General features: G+C 68.9%; 18 protein-coding genes. 4 read left to right on the top strand and 14 right to left on the bottom strand.

The window, feature by feature from the left end; translation table 11 throughout:
- Positions 1-4: 4 nt before the first annotated feature.
- From ABZ796_RS15590 to ABZ796_RS15535, 12 genes are all read right to left on the bottom strand, one after another.
- Entirely contained in the window at positions 5-199 is a 195-nt protein-coding gene (locus ABZ796_RS15590) for a ferredoxin (RefSeq protein WP_357337994.1), read from the bottom strand.
- Positions 200-230: 31 nt separating this feature from the next.
- A complete protein-coding gene (locus ABZ796_RS15585; RefSeq protein WP_357337993.1) occupies positions 231-707 on the bottom strand; it encodes a TIGR03618 family F420-dependent PPOX class oxidoreductase in 477 nt (158 codons plus the stop codon).
- Positions 708-820: 113 nt separating this feature from the next.
- A complete protein-coding gene (locus ABZ796_RS15580; protein WP_357337992.1) occupies positions 821-1,684 on the bottom strand; it encodes a hypothetical protein in 864 nt (287 codons plus the stop codon).
- Positions 1,684-2,271 (bottom strand): hypothetical protein, encoded by a 588-nt coding sequence (locus ABZ796_RS15575; protein WP_357337990.1) that lies wholly within the window; start codon positions 2,269-2,271, stop codon positions 1,684-1,686. Before ABZ796_RS15575 ends, ABZ796_RS15580 begins: the two co-directional genes overlap by 1 nt.
- Positions 2,272-2,276: 5 nt before the next feature.
- Complete coding sequence (locus ABZ796_RS15570; RefSeq protein ID WP_357337989.1) at positions 2,277-3,554, bottom strand: MlaD family protein; 1,278 nt, start codon at positions 3,552-3,554, stop codon at positions 2,277-2,279.
- Complete coding sequence (locus ABZ796_RS15565) at positions 3,554-4,906, bottom strand: MCE family protein (RefSeq protein ID WP_357337988.1); 1,353 nt, start codon at positions 4,904-4,906, stop codon at positions 3,554-3,556. Before ABZ796_RS15565 ends, ABZ796_RS15570 begins: the two co-directional genes overlap by 1 nt.
- Complete coding sequence (locus ABZ796_RS15560; RefSeq protein ID WP_357337986.1) at positions 4,903-6,159, bottom strand: MCE family protein; 1,257 nt, start codon at positions 6,157-6,159, stop codon at positions 4,903-4,905. Before ABZ796_RS15560 ends, ABZ796_RS15565 begins: the two co-directional genes overlap by 4 nt.
- Positions 6,156-7,145 carry an MCE family protein gene (locus tag ABZ796_RS15555; protein WP_357337985.1) on the bottom strand — a complete coding sequence of 330 codons (990 nt, stop codon included), beginning with the start codon at positions 7,143-7,145 and terminating at the stop codon, positions 6,156-6,158. The genes ABZ796_RS15560 and ABZ796_RS15555 overlap by 4 nt, the downstream gene beginning before the upstream one ends.
- Complete coding sequence (locus ABZ796_RS15550) at positions 7,142-8,242, bottom strand: MlaD family protein (protein ID WP_357337984.1); 1,101 nt, start codon at positions 8,240-8,242, stop codon at positions 7,142-7,144. Before ABZ796_RS15550 ends, ABZ796_RS15555 begins: the two co-directional genes overlap by 4 nt.
- Positions 8,239-9,381, bottom strand: coding sequence for an MCE family protein (locus ABZ796_RS15545; RefSeq protein WP_357337982.1), 1,143 nt, complete (start codon positions 9,379-9,381; stop codon positions 8,239-8,241). Before ABZ796_RS15545 ends, ABZ796_RS15550 begins: the two co-directional genes overlap by 4 nt.
- A 4-nt stretch (positions 9,382-9,385) precedes the next feature.
- Complete coding sequence (locus ABZ796_RS15540) at positions 9,386-10,228, bottom strand: ABC transporter permease (protein ID WP_091041523.1); 843 nt, start codon at positions 10,226-10,228, stop codon at positions 9,386-9,388.
- 7 nt (positions 10,229-10,235) lie between these two features.
- The gene (locus ABZ796_RS15535; RefSeq protein WP_357338122.1) at positions 10,236-10,967 is read right to left on the bottom strand and encodes an ABC transporter permease; all 732 of its coding nucleotides are present in this window, start codon (positions 10,965-10,967) and stop codon (positions 10,236-10,238) included.
- Between the two features lie 376 nt (positions 10,968-11,343).
- Between ABZ796_RS15535 and ABZ796_RS15530 the strand changes: the two genes are divergently transcribed.
- Entirely contained in the window at positions 11,344-12,594 is a 1,251-nt protein-coding gene (locus tag ABZ796_RS15530) for a phospholipase D-like domain-containing protein (protein WP_357337981.1), read from the top strand.
- Positions 12,595-12,621: 27 nt separating this feature from the next.
- Here ABZ796_RS15530 and ABZ796_RS15525 read toward each other — a convergent pair whose 3' ends face one another.
- Positions 12,622-13,527, bottom strand: coding sequence for a DNA-3-methyladenine glycosylase 2 family protein (locus tag ABZ796_RS15525; protein ID WP_357337980.1), 906 nt, complete (start codon positions 13,525-13,527; stop codon positions 12,622-12,624).
- Entirely contained in the window at positions 13,524-14,912 is a 1,389-nt protein-coding gene (locus tag ABZ796_RS15520; RefSeq protein ID WP_357337978.1) for a serine hydrolase domain-containing protein, read from the bottom strand. The genes ABZ796_RS15525 and ABZ796_RS15520 overlap by 4 nt, the downstream gene beginning before the upstream one ends.
- 92 nt (positions 14,913-15,004) lie before the next feature.
- On the opposite strand from ABZ796_RS15520, the gene ABZ796_RS15515 reads away from it, so the two are divergent.
- The 3 genes from ABZ796_RS15515 (at position 15,005) to ABZ796_RS15505 (ending at position 18,254) form a co-directional block, all read left to right on the top strand.
- Positions 15,005-16,510: an ATP-dependent DNA ligase gene (locus tag ABZ796_RS15515; RefSeq protein WP_357338120.1), complete on the top strand. Its 1,506-nt coding sequence runs from the start codon at positions 15,005-15,007 to the stop codon at positions 16,508-16,510.
- Between the two features lie 56 nt (positions 16,511-16,566).
- Positions 16,567-17,466, top strand: a complete 900-nt coding sequence (locus ABZ796_RS15510) for a hypothetical protein (RefSeq protein ID WP_357337977.1) — start codon at positions 16,567-16,569, stop codon at positions 17,464-17,466.
- A gap of 62 nt (positions 17,467-17,528) precedes the next feature.
- The gene (locus tag ABZ796_RS15505) at positions 17,529-18,254 is read left to right on the top strand and encodes a TetR/AcrR family transcriptional regulator (RefSeq protein WP_357337976.1); all 726 of its coding nucleotides are present in this window, start codon (positions 17,529-17,531) and stop codon (positions 18,252-18,254) included.
- The last annotated feature ends 163 nt before the right edge of the window (positions 18,255-18,417 follow it).

The raw sequence follows: 18,417 nt of genomic DNA, 5'->3' as shown, positions 1-18,417 counted from the left end.
GGGGCTACTCCTCGATCCTCAGGGCGGCCTTGGGACAGCCGGCCACGGCCTGCTCGATGCGGTCGCGGTTCTCCTCGTTCACCGTCGGGTCCGCGATCTGCAGGTAGTCGTCGTCATCGATCTCGAACACGTCAGGCGCGAACGACTCGCACATGCCGTGGGACTCGCACAGGTCGAAGTCCGCGATCACCTTTGCCATGTCCGTCTCCTTGTCCTCGTCGTCGTCGACGTCAGCCTTGGCCGGGCAGCGCGCCCAGCTTGCGGTGGTCCCAGCTTGCAACCTTGTCGGGCTCGATGACGATGCCCACGCGCTTGTGCGCCTGCTTCGAGACCAGGTCCTCACCGAGCTCACCCAGATCTGCTCCGCCGGCCATCCGGGTCATCACCCGCGACCCGATGCCCTTGATCTCGTCGTAGTCCTCGACGAGCCGCGCCCGCCCGGTGATACTCACCCCGCGCAGCTCGAAGTAGTCCACGCCGTCCTCGACCAGGCAGGTGACCCGCGGGTCACGCCGCAGGTTGCGGACCTTCTGCGAGGACCCGTAGGTCCAAAAGACGATCTTGCCCTCGTCGAGCACGTAGAACAGCGTGGTCAGGTGCGGGGCGCCGTCGGGACCGACGGTCGCGACCTGCACCTTCATCTGCGATCCGAGGAAGTCCTCGATCTCGGTATCGGTCAGCTGTACGGACTGGCGTGAGCCGGCCATGTGCCCTCCTCGAGCAGTAAAAGTAGAACACGTTCTACTATATCAGGGATGGAGCGGCCCCTCGACAGGACCTCATGGTGAGACTAGGCCCACGTCTCGGGCTCCGCTTCGACCTACGACGCAGCCTTCATCTCAGAGATCAGCCAACCACCGCCGTCCTTCACCAGCGTCAGCACCTCCCAGGTCGGGCTGACCACGGTGTTCTTCGTCTTCGGCGCGGTCGCGCTCTGGTTGACGAAGAGCAGCACCTCGGCCGACTCCTCCGTCGCGGAGATGATCGAGGCGGCACAGTCGTCGTCGACGCAGGCCTTGCCCTCCTCGGCGGCCTTCGCGCCCTCCACGGAGAGCGGCGCCACCTCGGCGTCGACCTTGATGCCGAGGTCGGCCTGCTCCTTGCGCTTGTCCGCGCCGGGCAGCGTCTTTTCGTAGTCCTTCTGCATCGCCGGCGTCATCAGCTTCTTCGCCGCCGCGATGTCCTTCTCCGCACTCGCGGCCTGGTAGGACATCACCGTCTGCGCGAGTCCGACCGAGTGCTCCATGATCGCCGCCCGGGAGCCGGCCGCGGTCAGCTCGCCACCCGGTGCCACGTCGTCCTTCGACGCCATGTCGACCGCCAGCCAGAGCAGGCCGCCGGCCACCAGGACGAGTACGCCGAGAACGGCCGTCAACACCCGGCTGCCGTCGCCCAGCCACCGCTCGGCGAGCCCGGCGCGCGCCTCGTCCTCACCCTCACCCTCATCTTCAGCTTGAGGCTCGGCGGCCGCCGTCTCAGCCTCCTCGGGCTCAGCCGAACCAGCAGCGCTCTCCTGCGGAGCCTCGACCTCCTCGCGTACGTCCTCGTCCGGCTCCTCGGCCGGAGGAAGCAGGTCGGAGCCGCAGTAACGGCACTTGATCGCGGCGGCCTTGATCGTCTCCGCGCAGAAGGGGCACTCCTTCTGGCCGGCGGAGACCGATCCGTTCGCTCGTACGCCCGTCATCAGTTGACTCCTGCCAGGTCGGACATGCGCCAGCCGTCCTTCGTCTTGTCCAGCGACACCTTGAAGCGGTACTTCGAGCACCGCGCACCCTCATAGGGACAGGTGTCGCTCTTCTTCAGCTCTGCGGTCTGGCTGCTGGTGACAACCGAATCGACGGCGACCAGCACGACCGCCTTCTTCGACCCGACCGCGCGGATGCCGACCTGCCTGACCTTGCCCTTGGAGATGGTCTGGGCGGGGATCGCAGCCTGCCGGATCTGCTCGGCGATGGCGGTGTACTCCCTGCCGAAGGTGCCGGTCGAGATCTCCTTGACGGCCTGGATCCTCGGATCCATGTCGCGGTAGTCGACGTCGAGGAAGGCGATCACGCCGTCCTCGGCGACCGCCGCCACCTCGTCGTAGTCGGCGGCCGCCGCCTCGGCGGGCGTGGTCCAGGGAAGCACCCGGGCGCCGCCGATGAAGACGGCCGCCGCCAGCACGACCAGGATCACGACCACCGTCGCGAGCACGGTGTTGACCCGCCCCAGTCTGGCGAGGGAGAGCTTGACCTCGAGAGCGTTCCTGGCAGGATCGGCGGATTCGGGCACCGGACTCACTCCTCTCCCATGATCATCGATCGCCAGGAGTCGTCGGACAAGGCGGAGACGAGGCCTCCGTCATCGTTCGGGGTGGACATCGTGACCGTCTTTCCATCGGGAAGCTTGGTGCGCCCGGTCTTCGGGTCGTAGGTCGTGACGTACTTCCCCACGCCCTCGGGCTCGGGGACCATGTTGACGCCGCGCTGCATGATCGGGTTGTCGCCCTCGTAGCCGGGCTGGGCGCGCTCATCGGTGCACTTGGCCGGATAGAGCGGCTGGTCCTCCATCACGGTGCCGGGGATCCACTGGTCGGCGGGCTTGTAGCCCTCCTGGCACGGCGGTGTGGTGTAGACGAAGCCCATCGACAGGTGACCGTAGCCGTCACCGGGCGAGCCGGTCCAGCCGGTCGCCACGACGCGCGGGAAGGTCACCAGGGTCTGCTCGATCGCGGGCAGCCGGGCGGTGAGCACCTCGTTGACGGTGCTCAAGTTGGCCAGGAAGATCGGCAGGAGCGGCTGCAGCCCGTCGATCAGCGACTGCACCTGGACCGCGGTCGCCTCGCCGCCCTGGAGGATCTCGCGCAGCTCCGGGTCACGCTTGTCCAGCGTCGCAGTGACCTCCTCGAGCCCCTTGGCGAACTCGCGGATGTCGCCACTGTGCTCCTTCTGCGTCTGGAGCACGGTCTGGCTGGTGTCGAGAAGCCGGATGGTCTCCTTCTGGTGGGCGGAGGCCTGGTCGACCAGTGTGGAGCCCGAGTCGAGCAACGTACGCAGGTTCTCGGCGTTGCCGCGGAACAGCGTGCCGAGCTCGGCGACGACGGTGCTCAGGTCCTCGCCGTTGATCGAGGTGGTGAAGCTGTTGAGCTCGGTGAGCAGCTCGTCGGTGGTGCCGGGCATCGACTCGGGTCCGGCGGTCACGACGTCACCTTCGGCGAGGTAGGGCCCGGCAGCCGAGTCGGGGATGAAGTTGATGTACTGCTCCCCGACCGCCGAGAGGTTGTGGACCTCCACCTCGGCATCCCGCGGCACCTCGGTGCCGGGGTCGAGCTCCAGCTCGGCCCGTACGCCCTCCTCGGTGACGATCATCGAGGCGACGCGGCCGATGCTGATGCCGCGGTAGTTGACCTCGCTGCCCTCGTACAGACCACCGGAGGCCGGCAGGTCGACCGAGACGTCCACGTGGCGGCCCAGGACCCGGTCGACGACGCCGAGGTAGGCGGCCGAGACGTAGAAGATGCCGACCGCGGCGAGGATCAGGAAGATGACCAGCTTGTTCCGGACGCTCCGTGTCATCAGCTACCGCCTCCCAGCAGTCCGAGGAGGCCGGCCAGGCCTCCGGTCGTCGGCTCGGCCGTAGGCGACTCGGTCTCCGTCGGGCTCGAGAGGCCCTCGGCGATCTCCGGGACCAGGTCGTCGAGCCCGGGTGTCTTGGTCGAGGTCGAGCTCTTGGGCATCAGGTCGGAGACGTCTGGGATCTTCGGCATCTTCTCGCCCTTCTTGAGCGGGGTGTCCTCCTTGCCGACCACCGAGCAGACCAGGTTCAGGTTGGTCAGGTCGCAGAGCGCCTTGGCCAGGGGCTGGACCGCTGCGCACCCCTTGGAGTAGGAGAGGCAGATCTGGATGACCTGCGGCAGGATGCCGGTCGACTTGCCGTTGGTGAGGCTGCCGACCAGCTTGTTGAGGTCGAGATCCATGTGGAACAGCGCGTTGGAGTAGTCACCCATCGCCAGCCCGGAGGCGTTCTCTGGGAACGGGAAGCTGGCCGCCATCATCAAGCCGCGCGGCAGCGAGTCACCGGCGTCGGCGAGCTCACGCAGCGTCGGTGCCAGCTCGTCCAGCGCCGTGGTCAGGTTGTCGCCGCTCTGGTTGATCACCCGGGTCGCGACGACCCCGAGCCGGTCGAGCGCCTTCATCATCTTCATCAGGTCGGCGTGCTGTTGCTGAAGCACCTCGAGCGCTGGCCCGAAGGAGTCGATGGCGGCCTCGATCTTCGCTGACTCCTTGTTGAGGGTGCGGGTCAGCCTGTCGACCTGCTCCATCGCCTTGATGATCGAGCCCTTCTGCTGGTTGAGCGAGGCGACCGTGGTCTCCAGGTTGCCCAGCAGCGCCCGCATGTCGCCGGTGCGCCCGTCCATCATGGTGTTGAGCTCGTCGCTGATCGTCTTCAGCTGCCCGACGCCGCCACCCGCCAGCAGGAAGGAGAGCGCACCGAGCACCTCCTCGACCTCGGGGTTGCGGTCGGTGCGGTCGAGCCCGATGGTGGCGCCGTCGCCCAGCTTGCCGGCGCTCGCGATGGTGGACCCCTCGGGTGCCACCAGGGCGATGTACTTCTCCCCCAGCAGGCTGGTCTGGCGTACGTTGGCCAGCGCGTCGGCCGGGAGCTCGATGTTCTTGCGCAGGGTCATGGTGACCTTCGCGTGCCAGCCCTCCCGCTCGACCTTGTCGACCTGGCCGACCGGCACGTCGTTGGCCATCACCTTGGTGCGCGGCACCACGTCGACGACGTCGTTGAACTCCGCGATGACGACGTAGCCGTCGCCCTCGCCGACCTCCTTGCCGGGCAGCGGCAGGTCATAGGCCTGTACGCCGCACCCGCTCGCCACGGCGAGGACGCCGAGCATGGCCAGGATGGCTCTGATCCTCACTTCTTGCCTCCTGACATCAGGTCCTGCAGCGACCCGCTCAGCGCACCGATCCCGCCCTCGGTGACCACCTCGGGCTCGACCTCGGGCTGTTTGGCCTTGGTGCCGTTCGTCGGCCCGATCGGCAGCCCGGTGGCGGTGTCACGACCGGTCGGCGCCGCGGCGTCGGTCAGCGCCTTGCCCGCCGGCGCGGTCGACCCGGTCGGCAGCAGCGCCTTGAACAGTGCGCAGATCTCCTTGGCCCCCGGGATCTGGTCGTTCTCCACGACCATGCAGAGGATGTTGGACAGGTCGGAGCCGATCGGCCCGACCTGCAGCCGGAAGCCGACCGAGCCGGAGGCCGGGTCGAAGGACTCGGCCAGGTTGCCGATACCGAGCGGCGCCAGGTCAATGACGGTGCCGAGGGTCTCCTTCTCCTTGGCCAGGATGTTGAGCGTCTTGTTGAGCTGCTTGACGTCGCCGACCAGGGCGTCGGAGTTGTTCTCCACGAAGGACTTGGTCACCTTGACCGCCTGCGCGATCGCGACGAGCGCCTGGTCGAGCTCGTCGCTCTCCCCGGCCAGCTGACCGGAGACGGTGGAGAGGTCGGTCAGGAACTTCTCGGTGGTGTCGTCGTTCTTCGCCAGCGTCCTGGTGACCTCGGAGAGCTGGGAGAGCGTGCTGAAGAGCTGCTCGGAGTTGCCGCCGAGCACCTGGGCGGCCTCGGACATGTCGGCGATCGCCTGGTTGCCGATCTTGCCGTTGCCCTCCAGGGCGTCGGCGCCCTCACGCAGGACGTCGCTCAGCGCGCCGTTCTTGTCGGCCCCGTTGGGCCCCAGCGCCGTGGTCAGCTCGGAGAGGCTGGCGTAGATGCGGTCGAGCTCGACCGGGACCGCCGTGCGCTCGATCGGGATCTCTCCGCCGTCGGCCATGGCCGGCCCACCCGTGTAGGCCGGGGTCAGCTGCACGAACCGGTCGGCGACCAGCGTCGGGGTGACGATCGCCGCCTTCACGTCCTTGGGGAGCTTGTAGTCGCTCTGGTACTCGATCACCGCGTCCACGTGGTCACCCTTCGGCTCCAGCGAGGCGACCTTGCCGACCTTGACGCCCATGATGACCACGTCGGAGCCCTCGTAGATGCTCACCGCCTGCGGGAAGCTGGCGGTCACCATCTTGGTGTCGGGCGCGGCCACCTCGGAGACGAGCAGCAGCCCGCACATCAGCACCAGCGCGATGGGCAGCGCGGCCCACTTTCGGCCCCAGAAGTTCTTTGTCATTCCACGATCCCTGGTCGTCGTCCGGGCACGAACTCGCCGCTCACGATGCCGGTCAGGTTGGCGAGGTAGGCGTCGAACCAGGGGCCGGTGCCGATGATGTTGATCAGGATCGACGCGTACGGCCCGTAGTTCTGGATGGTCTTGGTCAGGTCCTGATCGCGCGCGTTGAGGAACTTCAGCGCCGTCTCGAGCGCGTCCAGCGCGGGCCCGATCTGCTTCTCGTTCTCCTTCACCAGGGCCTGCAGCTGCTCGGCCAGCGCGGTGGCGTTGACCAGCAGCTGGTGGATGGCCTGGCGGCGCGAGATGAGCTCGGCGAAGACCTGGTCGCCGTTCTCCATGACGCTGACGATGTCCTGCTTGCGCTCGTTGACGAGCTGGACGACCTGCTCGGCGTCCTGCAGGAGCGACTCCAGCTCGTCGCCGCGGGCGGCGATCGTCTGGGAGAGCGCGGCGATGCCCTGGAAGGCGCCCTGCACCTCGGGCCCGGCCTTGTCGAGCGTGCCCGACATCGTGGTCAGCGCCTTGGCCAGCTGCTGGGTGTCGATGGCCTCCGTCGTCTCGGCGAGGTCGCCGAAGGTGCCGACGATGTCGCTGCCGGCGCTGGTTCGCGCCAGCGGGATCGTCGAGCCCGCATCCAGCGTCCGGCCGCCCTGCGGGGTGACGTCGAGGTACTTCTCCCCCAGCAGGTTGAGCACCCCGATCTTCGCCTCGCTGCGGTGGCCGATCTCGGTGCCGTCGACCGAGAAGGAGACGACCACCTTGGCGCCCTCGATCTCGATGTCGCTGACCCGGCCGACCCGGATCCCGGCGATCTCCACCCGGTTGCCCACGTGCAGGCCGCTGGTGTCGGAGAACTCGGCCTGGTAGGTCGTGCCGGCGAACCACGGCAGCTTGCGCAGGTTGAACGCCGCGGTCAGGGCCAGCGCGATCGCGACGATGGTGATCACGCCGGTGCGCTTGAGCTGGGTGTCGGAGTGGTGACTCATAGCTTGCACCTCTCCGCCCGGCTGTAGAAGGCCAAGTTGTCAAGCTGCTTCTGGATCGCCTTGACGGCCGGTGAGTTGTCGAGCAGCTCACCGAGCGAGGGCAGCTTGATCGAGAAGTCGAGGTCGCAGAGGTAGTAGTTGTACCAGGAGCCGTAGCTGCCGATCCGCGCCTGCGACTCGAGGGTCTCCGGGAGCCGCTCGAGGGTCTTGTCGAGCAGCTTCTGGTTGCCCGGTTTGTTGAGGATGTCCACCACGCGCTTGAGCTGCTTGATGTCCTCCTTGAGGAACGGGCGTACGTCGGTGAGCAGCCCGGCCAGCTCGTCGGTCAGGTCGCCGATCGAGGAGATCGAGTCGCCGATCGCCTCCTTGTCGCGCGCCAGGTCCTTCATCCAGCCGCTGAGCTGCTGGATGAGGTCGGCCAGCTCGGTGTGGTGCTCGTTGACGGTGTTCAGCGTCTTGGACAGGTTGGTGATCACGTCCCCGATCAGCTGGTCGCGCTCGGCCAGGGCACTGGTCAGGTCGGCCGTCTCCGAGAGGAGGCTCGCGACCGTGCCGCCCTCCCCCTGCAGCACCCGGATCAGGTTGAGCGAGAGCTTGTTGACGTCCTTCGGCTGCAGCGCCTGGAAGAGCGGCTGGAAGCCGTTGAAGAGCTCGGTGAGATCGAGCGCCGGCGTGGTGTTGGCCACCGCGATCGCCTGCCCCTCGCGCAACGGGGTGGCGTCGGCCTCGGGGTCCTGGGAGCCGGCGTCCTGGGTCAGGGCCAGGTAGCGGTCGCCGACCAGGTTCAGGTAGCGCACCTGGGCGCCGCTGGCGTTCGTGAGCGGCACCGTCTTGTCGACCCGGAAGGTGACCATCGCGTGGTCACCGCCCTCGATCTCGACGGCGAGCACCTCGCCCACGGTGATGCCGGCGACGCGTACGTCGTCCCCCTCGCTCAGGCCCGAGGCGGTGGTGAACTCGGCGCGGTAGGGCACCCGGTCGCCGAAGCCCACGTTGCCCATGATCGAGGCGAGCGTGCCGGTGACGAGGATCGAGAGGACGGTGAAGAGGACCACCTTGGTCCCGGCGACCGCGGTCTTCAGATCGCGCTTGTTCACTGCAGGCCCCCGTTCCCGGGCGCCCACGGGATGTCCTCGGTGCCGTTCTTCAGCTCGTTCGGGCCGGCCGGCACCTTCGGGTTCGGCAGCCCGTCGCACCACGGCCCGTGGCCGATCTCGCCCCACTCGGGACGGTCGTCACGGCCGTACGCCGGCTTCTGGGTGCCGTCGAGGACCATCGTCTGGCGCACGCGGTTCTGCTGGAAGACGGTCGCCAGCAGCTCGGTGTAGTCGTCGAGGCCGCGCAGCAGGCAGGTGTACTCCGGTGAGTAGTCGGCGAGGAGCTTGAGCAGCGGGACCGCCAGCTCGGTCTCGTACCTGATCGCCTTCTCGTTCTCGGCGAGCAGGTTCTTGGAGGTGTCGGCGACTCCGGTCACCGAGGTGAGCAGGCCGCCGAGCCGGGCTCGCTGGTCGGTGATGGTGTTGGCGGTGGTCGTGGTGTTCTCGAGGACCTTGACCAGGTCGGGTGCGGCCATGGAGTAGGTCTCGGCGACGTCTGCCATGTCCTCGAGATCGCGTTCGAGTGTGGGGAGGTGGACGTTCATCTCTTCGAGGTAGTCGTTGAGCTGGACCATGGTCTCGCCGAGCTTCTCCCCGTTGCCGGAAAGTGCGGTGGCGAGGGCGTGCAGGGTGCTGTTGAGGTCTTGGGGACGGATCGACTTCAGCAGCGGGAAGAGCCGGGCCAGGATCACGTCGAGCTCGACGCTGGTTCGAACCCGGTCGGCGGGGATCACGGTGCCGTCGCTCAGCGCGCCGGTGCGCTTCCCCTCGGGGTCGATGAACTCGACGTACTTCTGCCCGAACAGCGTCGTCGGCTTGATCGCGACGCTGACGTTGGCGGGGATCTGCTCGGCCTGATCAGGCTCCAGGCCGAGGCGGATGACGGCCTTCTTGCCGTCCTGGTGGACCTCGCGGATCTGGCCGACGATGACGCCGTGCATGCGTACGTCGCCGTAGCGCGGCAGCTGCAGGCCGGCCCGGTCGGCCTCGACGCTCACCGTGGTGAACTGAACGAACGCCTTCTGGTAGATCGCCACGCAGAGCGCGATCAGCAGGGCGAGGGTCACCGTGAAGGCGATCCCGGAGACGAAGAGCTTGGTGTGCTCGGCGCGGGTGTCGCGCTGGATTCCCATCAACATCCGGCTACCCCGTGATCCGGACGGTGGTGGTCGAGCCCCAGATCGCGAAGCTCAGGAAGAAGTCCGCGACGACGACGGTGACGATGGACGTACGGATCGCCTTGCCGACCGCGATGCCGACCCCGGCCGGGCCGCCGGAGGCGGTGTAGCCGTAGTAACAGTGGATCAGGATGATCGCGACCGCGAGGATGATCAGCTTGAGGAAGCTGTAGAGGATGTCGATCGGCGGCAGGAATGCCAGGAAGTAGTGGTCGTACGTCCCGCCCGACTGTCCGTACATCAGCGTCGTGATCAACCGCGGGCTGAGGTAGGAGGCGCACAGGGCGACGATGTAGAGCGGGATGACGGCCAGGAACCCGGCGATCATCCGGGTCGTGACGAGGTAGGGAAGGCTCGGCACGCCCATCGCCTCGAGCGCGTCGATCTCCTCGCTGATGCGCATCGCGCCCAGGCGTGCGGTGTAGCCGCAGCCGACGGTCGCGGCCAGCGCGATCGAGGAGATCAGCGGGGCCACCTCGCGGGTGTTGAAGAAGGCCGAGATGAACGCGGAGAACTTCGCGACACCGATCTGGCTCAGGCTGGCGTAGCCCTGGATGCCGACCTCGGAGCCGGCGAAGAAGGCCATGAAGGCGATCACGCCGACGGTGCCGGCGATCATCGTCAGGCCGCCGGCACCGAAGGCGACCTCGGCCAGGATGTTGAGCACCTCCCGCTTGTAGCGGCGGATGGTGCGGGGCGCCCAGGCCAGGGCCTTGACATAGAAGAGCAGCTGGTCGCCATAGCCCTCGACGGCCTGGCGCTGCTCCTTGACGATCTGGTTGCCCACCTGGGCGAGCGTGTTGGACACCGGGGGATCACAACCCGTCCTGAGGAACGATCTGGAAGTAGACCGCGGTCATGATGGAGTTGAGGACGAACAGCATCATGAACGCGATGATCACGGCCTCGTTGACCGCTCGGCCGACGCCACTGGGACCACCTTGGGCGTTGAGACCGTTGTAGGCGCCGATGATCGCCGCCAGGAACCCGAACAGGGCCGACTTGACCATCGAGATGTAGAGGTCGGGAAGGCTCGCCAGGGCGGTGAAGCTCGACAGGAACGCACCGGCCGAGCCACCCTGGACGATCACGGTGAAGAAGTAGCCGCCACCGATCCCGGTCGCGATCACGATCCCGTTGATCATCACCGAGACGAACAGGCACGCCAGGACCCGCGGGATCACCAGCCGGATCACCGGGTCGATGCCCAGCACCTCCATCGCGTCGATCTCCTCACGGATCTTGCGCGATCCCATGTCGGAGCAGATCGCCGACCCGGCGGCACCGGCGATGATCAGCGCGGCCGCCATCGGCGCCGCCTCCCTGACCACGGCGAGCACCGCCGTCGCTCCGGCGAACGACTGCGCCCCGAGCTGGCCGGCGAGGTTGCCGACCTGCAGCGAGATGACCGCCCCGAACGGGATCGCGACCAGCACCGCGGGCAGCAGCGTGACGCTGGTGATGAACCAGGCCTGCTCGAGGAACTCCCGGAGCTGGAACTTGGTCGTGAACGTCCCCTTGACGACCTCGCCGGTCATCAGACCCATCCCGCCGACACCTCGGACCAGGGAGGCGAACTGCACTGCCATCCTTCACCTTTCGCGTGGTCTTGTGACTCGGCTCACGTTTCAAGCCTGTAGTAGAACATGTTTCAGTTCTGAGGGCAACGACCCGCCGCGACATGCCCGGGAACAGGGTGGGAGGTATCTCGGTCCAACGACTTACCCGTCGGTAGGTGACGGGGATCACAGGATCCTCCACCAGCGCGCCGCGGTCGGAGAAAGGGCGATGTCGCAGACTGGTCCGAGCGTGATCGCACGCGCCGGGGCGTGTGCTCACGCGCCAGAAGTCCGCACCGGTGTGTCTCACCACGCGGAGCCAGTTAGATTGGTGGCTGTGATGAGACTGTCGCCGGGGGGCGTCATGAGGTTCCTACGCCGCCTGCTCCTCGTCGTCTTCGGCGTACCGGTCGCACTCGCCGTCGCGATGAGCCTGGTCGACGGCTACCGCAGCCGCGGCCAACGCGGCAGAAGAGGCAAGCCGTTCCCGGTGACGCCACCGCTGACCAACAGCGTCGGCGACGGCACCGTCACCACCTACACCTTCGGCACCGACCTCTACGAGGACATGATCGCCGCCATCGAGGGCGCCAAGAAGCAGATCTTCCTCGAGACCTACATCTGGAAGGGTGACGAGGTCGGGCAGCGGTTCAAGCAGGCGCTCGCCTCGGCGACCGAGCGCGGGGTCGACGTCTACTGCATCTACGACGAGCTCGCCAACCTCGTGGTGCCCTCCCGCTTCAAGCGCTTCCCGGAGGGGATGCACGTCCTGCGCTACCCCACGTATGCGGCGGGCTGGCGCTTCTTCGACCTCTCGCGCTACGGCCGCGACCACCGCAAGATCCTGGTCGTCGACGACACCGTCGGCTTCGTCGGCGGCTACAACATCGGGACCGCGTACGCCACCGAGTGGCGCGACACGCACGTTCGCATCACCGGCCCCGGGGTCTGGGACCTGCGGCGCGCGTTCGCCGACTTCTGGAACCTCAACCGGCGGCGGCCACACCCGCTGAACCACCACAACGGCGCGGAGGGACCGCTGCTCATCGAGACTGCGCCGTCGTGGGAACCCGATCTCCGGTTCCACCGCAACGTGCCTCGGCTGTGGATGTTCCCGATCCGGTCGATGTACCTGGAGGCGATCAACCGGGCCTCCCGCAACATCTACCTGACCACCGCCTACTTCGTCCCCGACGAGGACTTCGTGGATGCGCTCAAGGCCGCGGCGCAGCGCGGGGTCGACGTACGCATCCTGCTGCCGCTGAAGTCGAACCACATCGTCGTCGACTGGATCTCGCGCGGCTACTTCTCCCAGCTCCTCGGCTCGGGGGTGCGGATCCTGCGGTTCAAGGACGCGATGATCCACGCCAAGACCGCCACCGTCGACGGCTTCTGGTCGACCGTCGGCACCGCCAACATCGACCGGCTCTCGCTGACCGGCAACTACGAGATCAACCTGGAGATCTTCGACCGCGACGTCGCCAAGCAGATGGAGGAGATCTTCGCGCTCGACGAGTCCAATGCGATCGAGCTGACCGCCGAGGAGTGGGCCTCGCGCGAGATCCACCGCAAGTTCACCGAGCTCGTCCTGACCCCCTTGCGCCCCCTGCTCTGAGGCCGACTCGGCAGTAAGACCAGAAGCTCAAGAAGGCAAGTGCGTCCGAGGCGACATCTTCGGCCCCCGCCGAGGCCGCTTCCCGGCACCGCGGTAGATCAGCGCAACGACGCGGGCACGGTGCGGACGGAAGCTCTCCAGGTAGTCGCGCAGTCGGTCGTCGTCCCAGGGCGCGTTGGTCAGCGCCCAGCCGACGTCCTTGGCGAGGTGGTAGTCGCCGAAGCTGACCGCGTCGGGGTCACCGAGCGCGCGCTGGCGAACCTCGGCGACGGTCCACTCGCCGATGCCGGGGATGGACGTCAGACGTCGCTCCACCTCCTCGCCGGGGAGGCCGACGGTCCGCTCGACCGCGGGCGCGACCCTGGCCGCGTGCAGAACCGCCTTGGAGCGGGCCGGGTCGACCGGTAGGCGCAGCCAGTCCCAGCTGGGGATCGTCCGGAGCGCCTCGGGTGTCGGCTGCAGCCGCAGACCATGATCGGCACCGGCGCCGGGGGCCACGTCGCCGAAGCGCCTGGCCAGGTTGCCGAAGCCGCAGAACGCCTCGTGGTTGGTCACCTTCTGCTCGATGATCGAGGGCACCAGCGCCTCCATCACCAGCCCGGTACGCCCGAAGCGCGGCACCTCGAAGCGCTCCAGCAGCGTCGCGAGCAGCGGGTCCTCGGTGCGGAACTCCTCGGGTCGGTCTTCTGCGCCGAGCAGGGCAGGCACGTGCTCGAGCGCCCATTCGGCGCCCTCGCCCCACGCCTCGGACTCCACCTCGGTGTCGCGCTGGCGCAGCCTGAGAGTGGCCGGACCCTGCGGCGTACGGATGGCTCGCCAGTGGTCATCGCCGAGGACCTTGTACGTCGGGTCGCCCAGCCCGCGACGAAGCGGCCGCAGCATCGAGGCCAGGCCCACGGCATAGCCGGGACGGACCGTCCGCTGCGCACTCATGCCTCGAGGTTAGCCCGCGGGAAGACCCGGCTGGTGGTCAGATGGGTCGCGCGGCCGGCGGGGTCGCTGCCGGTGAACCCGAAGACGTGGTGCGCGCCGTGGAGGGCCTCGGCCGTGACGACCTGGTCGGTGGCGTACGGGAGGACCTCGTAGCTCTGCGGCTCGTCGCCGACGGCGGCCGCCTCGGGGCCGGGGACCTCCTCGACCCACAGCCGGCCGTCGGGGTGCCGGCGCAGTGTCCAGTCGACGATGCGGGCGCGGTAGGTGCCGACGATCCGGTCGGCGTCGAAGCCGGCGGGCGTCCGGTCCGGCGCGACCGGGTCGGGCGCGATCCTGACGCCCGCGAGATCGTCGAGAAGGTGGCCCACGACGTCGTGGTAGAGCCCGTGGGTATCACCGCCGTTGGTGAGCAGCGCGACCGCCAGGCCGTGCTCGGGCACCATCCGGAAGAACGCCGACTGCCCGATCGTCTGGCCGTCGTGGCCCACCAGCCCCTGGCTGGTGTCGTCGAGGGACCAGCCGAGACCGCGGGCGTCGGAGCGGGTCGATGCGGGATGGTCGACCTGCCGGGTGAGCATCTCCGCACAGGAGGCGGCCGAGACCACCCGCGTGCCGTCAGGAGCCGTCCCGGCGGCCAGATGCATGGCGGCGAAGCCGAGCAGGTCGCGTACGCGCATCGACAGCATCGCGCCGACCGGGCCGCTGGCCCGGGCCATCCCCCAGGACGGACCCGGGCGGAGGACATGCTCGGGGCCCGGGTCGATGTGGCCCATCGCGGTGCGGAACCTGATCGCGTCGTAGGGCGTGGTGGCGACGTGGGTGAGGCCGAGCGGAGCGGCGAGGTGCTCGTGGAGGGCACGGTCCCAGGTGGTGCCGCGGAGGACCTCGACGAGGCGGCCGAGCACCGCGAAGCCCGCGTTGGAGTAGGAGAACCGCTCCCCCGGGGCGAAGATCTGCGGCAGGTCGCCCATCGAGGCGACGAAGCGCTCGACCGCGTCGTCGCCCGGCCCGTGGTCGGTGAAGACGTCGCCCTCGAAGCCGGCGGTGTGGGAGAGGAGCTGACGGACGGTGATCGCCGCGGCCGCCTCCTCGTCGGCGACCGCGAACCCCGGCAGGTGACGCCTGATCTCGTCATCGAGGCCGACCCGGCCCTCGCCGACGAGCTGCATCACCAGGTCGGTGGTCCACAGCTTGGTGATCGAGCCGACCTGGAACAGCGAGTCGGTCGTCGCCTCCACTCCCGTCTCGAGGTTGAGGATGCCGCCGGCGTGGTCGATGACCTGCCCGTCCTGGAGCACCCCGACAGCCGCCGCCGGCACGCGGTGACGGGCCAGCAGGGTGGGCAGCTCGGACTCGATCCAGGAGCGGGCGACAGCAAGCGACATGGGGCGAGGATAGGCGGGGCATCACCTCGCGCGTCGGGCGGGACGGAGGAAGCCGGACGACGACTGTCGGTGGCGTGATGTTCACTGGACACATGCTGCTCGCCGACATCGTCTCCACCTCGAACGCCGTCGCCGCGACCCGGTCGCGGAAGGCGAAGGTCGCCGCGTTGGCAGAATGTCTCGGCGCGGCCACGCGCAACGAACTGGCGGTGGTGACCGCCTATCTCGCCGGCACGCTGCTGCAGCGGCGTACGGGGCTGGGGTGGCGCTCCCTCACCACGCTGCCCCCACCCGCGGCCGAGGCATCACTGACGGTCAGCGACGTGCACGAGGCGTTCGAGCGGATGTCGCTGCTCGCGGGCCCGGGCTCGCAGGTGGCCCGGGCGGCCGAGGCCGAGACGCTCTTCGGCGCCGCGACCGCCGCGGAGCAGGCCTGGCTGCGAGGCGTGGTGACCGGCGAGGTACGCCAAGGGGCGCTCGACTCGCTGGTGCAGGAAGCGCTCGCGGTGGCCGCCGGGGTGCCGTTGCCCGCCGTACGCCGCGCCGCGATGCTGGCCGGCTCGACCGTGGTGGTCGCCGGTCTCGCCTTCGACGGCGAGGAGGCGCTCACCGACGTCGGCCTGGTCGTGGGACGGCCCGCGCTGCCGATGCTCGCGTCGTCCGCGGGCTCGGTCGAGGAGGCCATGGCGAAGCTCGGCGAGCCGGTCGTGGTCGACACCAAGCTCGACGGCATCAGGATCCAGGCCCACAAGTCGGGCACGAAGGTACGCATCGCGACCCGCACCCTCGAGGACATCACCGAGCGGCTGCCCGAGGTGGCGGAGATCGTCGCCGCCTTCCCCGCCGAGACGCTCGTGCTGGACGGCGAGGCGATGACTCTCAGCCCCGACGGGCGGCCTCGGCCGTTCCAGGAGACCGCCTCGCGCACCGCGACCCGGTCGGCTCCCGGCACGGTCGTCGCGCCGTACTTCTTCGACATCCTCCACGTCGACGGCCGCGACCTCATCGACCTGGCGCTCGACCAGCGCCTCACCGAGCTCGACCGGGTCGTCCCCGAGCAGCACCGCTCACCACGGCTGGTCACCGTGGACGCCGAGGAGGCGGAGCGGTTCGCCACCGACGTGCTCGCCGCCGGCCACGAGGGCGTCGTCGTCAAGGGGGTCGGTCTGCCCTGGGAGGCGGGGCGGCGTGGCTCCGGCTGGATCAAGGTCAAGCCCGTCCACACCCTCGATCTGGTCGTCCTCGGCATCGAGTGGGGCTCGGGACGGCGCAAGGGCTGGCTCTCCAACATCCACCTGGGCGCGCGCGGACCGGACGGTTTCGTGATGATCGGCAAGACGTTCAAGGGCATGACCGATCAGATGCTGGCCTGGCAGACCGAGCGGTTCACCGAGCTCGCCCTGAGCGACCCGCACAGCGACTGGGCGGTCGAGGTCAGGCCCGAGCAGGTGGTCGAGATCGCCTTCGACGGGGTGCAGCGCTCGACCCGCTATCCGGGCGGTGTCGCGCTCCGGTTCGCCCGGGTGGTGCGCTACCGCGACGACAAGACCGCGGCGGAGGCGGACACGATCGAGACCGTGCGAGGCTTTCTCGATTAACACTATAGGGATACCGGTTAAAGACTCCCTCCACCCATCCCCTAATCTCACTGCGTATGCCCCCACATGCCCGGTTCGCCACGCTGCTCGCAGCGCTGGTGATGGTTCTCGGCCTGGCCGCCTCCACCCCAGCCCCTGACTCCCCCGCCCCCGCGGGGACCGTTGCGGTGGCAGCCCCGAGCTCGAGCGTCGCCCGGCCGATCCCGCACGAGACCTTCACGCTGAGCGGTTCGCTGGGCCCGAGCGTGCCGCGTGTGGTGCGGCCGCAGACCTACGACGAGGGCGAGTGGCGGGTCGTGCAGAAGCAGAGCGTCGCGAGGTCGGGTGACTACTCCTTCGAGGTGACCCAGCCGTCCTCGGTGCGGACGCGGTGGCGGGTCCTCGCCTACGGCATCAAGCGCGAGGGGCGCGGCTGGCGGGAGCGGGTCACGGCGCCGCGTACGCTCTTCGGACAGCCACAGACGGTCACGACCAGCGTGGCGCGGTCCGTACGCGCCGGCAGCGCCCTGAGGCTCACCCTCTTCGCCGCGCCGGCGCGCCCCGGCAGGGTGCTCGCCCTCCAGCGCGACAGCGGCCAGGGCTGGCAGAAGGTCACCGACCTCACCACCGACGCGACCGGCCATGCGACGTACGCCTTCCGGACCCGGGGCGTGGCGAAGACCCGGTTCCGGGCGGTCGCCCGCGCGCATCACGGCGCCCCGGCGGTCGCGGGAACTGCGGCGGCGGTCTACGCCATCGGGGACAGGCCGGTCGGTGTGATGGCCTGGCGCGGCGACTCCCTCAACTACCCGGAGAACACCCTGGACGCGTTCCGCAGTGCGGTGCACCGCCAGGGCGCCAAGGTCGGGACCTGGCCGGCCGTCGGCACCGCGTCCGTGCTCCGCGCCGCCGTCTCGGGGGTCGACTTCGTCACGACCGATGACGTCGCCGGCGCACGGAGCGCGCTGCTCCGCTAGGCCGATGTGAGGACGGACACTCATAGTGCAACTCCGAGTTGCACGCCGCGTACAGTGTGCTTGTGAGCACCCGACCAAGCACCTCCCACTCCACCTCGGGCTCCGCTTCGGCCCACGGCTCCGAGCCTGACGGCCGCCGCTCGGCTGCCGCTGCCCGACGCCGTGCCCGCGAGGCAGACATCGTCGCCGCCACCCGCAGGATCTTCGACGAGCGCGGCGTGAGCGACGCCCAGATCGAGGACATCGCCAAGGCGGTCGGCATCAACCGCGCGATCGTCTACCGCCACTTCACCGGCAAGGACGAGATCTTCGCGCTGACCCTGGTCGGTTACCTCGACGAGCTCCGCGAGCGGATGCTCACCGCGACCGAGGGCGACAGCGCACCCACCGACGTGGTCCGCGACGTCGTCGGCACCTTCGTCGACTACGGGATCGAGCATCCCGCCTTCGTCGACTGCGCCCAGACGCTGATGCGCCGCAGCGGCTCCGACCTGCTCGACGAGCTCTCCGAGAGCGCCCTGTTCCGCCTGGGCCGCGCGATGAACGGCTGCCTCACCATCCTCACGACGGTCTTCGAGGACGGCGCCGCCTCCGGCGAGCTCCACGTCAAGGACGCCAACCTGCTCGCCAACACGCTCTACGCCTCCGGCCTCGGCGCCCTCCAGCTCGCCCGCGTCGGCATCCTGGTCTCGGAGTCCGCCCCCGGCGTACCCACCGTCGGCTCCGTCTCACCCGACCAGGTCCGCGACTTCCTCGTCACCTCCGCCCTGGCGCTCACCGCCAAGTAGCCCCGCCGAGTCCTCAGTTCTGGCGCGGCGAGAATGCAGTTGTGGGGGGGGGGGGGCGGGGGAGGGGAGCCGGCAAAAAACACAAGACCCACCCCCGCCACCGCCGCCACAGGACACCGGGAGCGAAAGACCGGCGCGCCCCCGGCCCCGCCCCGGGCGGACG

This window comes from Nocardioides sp. NPDC047086, from assembly GCF_040643685.1.
Classification (GTDB): Bacteria; Actinomycetota; Actinomycetes; order Propionibacteriales; family Nocardioidaceae; genus Nocardioides.
Note: the sequence above shows the minus strand (reverse complement) of the source record. Positions and strands in the feature narration are given on the sequence as shown.